This is a genomic window from Streptomyces zinciresistens K42, assembly GCF_000225525.1.
Lineage (GTDB): Bacteria > Actinomycetota > Actinomycetes > Streptomycetales > Streptomycetaceae > Streptomyces > Streptomyces zinciresistens.
The window spans coordinates 1-1155 of the sequence record NZ_AGBF01000449.1 but is presented as its reverse complement, the minus strand read 5'-3'; the positions used below and the strand labels follow the sequence as shown (position 1 = coordinate 1155).

The window sequence follows — 1155 nt, the reverse complement described above, 5'->3', positions numbered from 1 at the left end:
GACTCCGCCCGCTACCGCGGCGAACCCCGCCGCGACTGCCTGCTCACCGCGCGCTTCGGCAGCGGCGAGCACACCCTCGTCCTGGTGGCGATGGCCACCGGCGCGCGGGCCACGCCCGGCGCGCACCGCGCCGCCGCCGAGGCGTGCCGGTGGATCGGCCGGGCCGTCGGCCGCAGCCACCGGCGGCTCGCCGAGGACATCCGCGCCGCGCGGCGCGGCGACCTCAAGTCCGGGCTGCACCGCCTGACCGACCGCAGCCTCGGCAGACTCCGCGCCAGCGCCGCGGAACAGGGCGTCGAACCGGGGGAGTACGCGGCCAGCCTGCGCTGTCTGCTGCTGCCCGCCGACCCCCAGTGCCGCACCCGCGTCTTCTTCGGCGTCGGCGCGGGCGGCCTGTTCCGCCTGCGCGACGGCGAGTGGCAGGACATCGAACCGCTCGGCACCGACGCCGCCAGCGAACCCGTCGTCGGCTTCGGGTCGCTGCCCGCCGAGACCCCCGAGGGCGACCGCCTCACCATGGACCTCGGCATCCCCACACCGCCGAGCCCCTACGAGCCCGAACCCGGGCCGCCGCGCGAGCCGTTCCGCTTCCGGGCCTCCGTCGCCCGCCCCGGCGACACCCTTCTGATGTGCACGGGCGGCCTGGCCGACCCGCTGCGCGGCGAACCCGCGCTCGCCGCCCACCTCACGGGCCGCTGGTCGGGCTCCGGGGCACCCGGGCTCGCGGAGTTCCTCGCCGACGCCCAGGTCCGCGTCAAGGGCTACGCCGACGACCGTACGGCCGCCGCCGTGTGGGAGGCGTAGGGCCGGTCGGGGGCGGTGCCTCGCCGGCGCCGTCGTCCCCGCGGCTTCGGCCCCGGTCCGCGGCGCGCGCCCGCCCGACCGCGCCCTCTCGCGCCCCGCACGTCCTCCCGCGGCCGGTGTCCCGTCGGCTGAATCCGGCCAGATTCCCCGCGCGGCGCCCGCGGCCGGTCCCCGCGCCCGGCGCCGGGCAACGGCCGCCGCCCCTCCGCATTCCCTACGTCCGGATCGGCAGCCCCGTGTCGGCACACGGGCCGATCCCGTGCGCTCAGCCCGGACCCGCACGCGCGGCCGGGCCCCTGCCCGCGCCGGGCCCGTGCGCCCGCTCCTGCCAGCACCGGACGAAGCACCCGG

1 protein-coding gene is annotated in these 1155 nt (G+C 79.6%); it reads left to right on the top strand.

Annotated features, from left to right (window positions below):
• Nucleotides 1–804, top strand: an 804-nt coding sequence (locus SZN_RS37140) for a protein phosphatase 2C domain-containing protein (RefSeq protein WP_007506536.1), incomplete at its 5' end; no start/stop codon positions are given.
• Nucleotides 805–1155: the final 351 nt, after the last annotated feature.